The 1,088-nt window shown below is 63.1% G+C and carries 1 protein-coding gene; it reads right to left on the reverse strand.

Annotated features, from left to right (window positions below; all coding sequences use genetic code 11):
* On the reverse strand, positions 1 to 1,088 hold a 1,088-nt coding region (locus AC6EJC_RS26795), incomplete at both ends, for an AMP-binding protein (protein ID WP_444956518.1).

Consider the following 1,088-nt stretch of genomic DNA (forward strand, 5'->3'; position numbering starts at 1 on the left):
CCCGCGGCGAACGGGCTGTCTACGAACTTCTCTTCCGTCAGCTCCGGACGGTTCAAGTACCCGCGCGCCACTCCGACTCCGCCGATGACCAGCTCGCCCAGCACCCCGACCGGCACCGGATTCAGGTGCGCATCCATGATGTAGAATTTCGCATTCAGCCACGCTTTGCCGATCGGCACATTACCTGTCTGCGGCAGCTTCGCCAGCTCCTCGTCGTAGAAGCTGGAGTCGATCGCCGCTTCCGTCACACCGTATGCGTTGATGATCCGGAACAACGAGCCGAAGCGTTCCTGCAAGGTCCGGTAATCCGCCACGCTGCAGCTGTCCGAGCTCGTGATCAACAGTTCCATCCAGCTCATATCCAGCCGCTGCTCGTGCACGTACTCCAGGAACGGCACGATCAGCGCCGGCGTCGATTCGAAGATGGTGACCCGCTCCCGCTCAATCCAGTGGTGCAGACGAGACGGATCGATCCGGTCGTCCTTCGGCACAATCACCATCGTGCCTCCGTTATACAGCGTCCGGGCGATATCTCCCACGAACACGTCGAACGAGAAGCTTGCGAGCTGCAGCAGCCGCACCGGGAACTGATCCAACCGGTATTCCCGCCGGTAGCCCGCCGCCGTGTTCACCAGGCTGCAGTGCTCGATCATCACGCCCTTCGGCTTGCCCGTCGTTCCCGACGTATAGATCACGTACGCCAGATCCTCCGGACGGGCTTCATGGAAGCTGTCGGTGCCAACATTCTGATGGCTCTCATCGCCGTCGTCCACAGCATCCGTCAGCTTGCCGGAGACAACCGACGCATTCGCTCGCTCCTCGCTGTACGACGCTTCGTCGTCCAGGTACAGCACCGCCGCCAGCGCCAGCTCCTCTTCGCCGAGCCAGGCTTCGGCACGCTCTCGCAGCGGCGTTTGCGTCAGCAGCACCTTCGCTCCGCTGTCTTCGAGCATGAACCGCACGCGGTCTGCCGGGTAATCCGGGTCGAGCGGCACATACGCCCCGCCCGCTTTCCAGACGGCCAGCACGGCCACCAGCAAGTCCACCGAACGCTCGGCGAGAATGCCGACGATCGTCTCCCGGCCGAT

It is taken from the genome of Paenibacillus sp. TY11 (assembly GCF_059772165.1).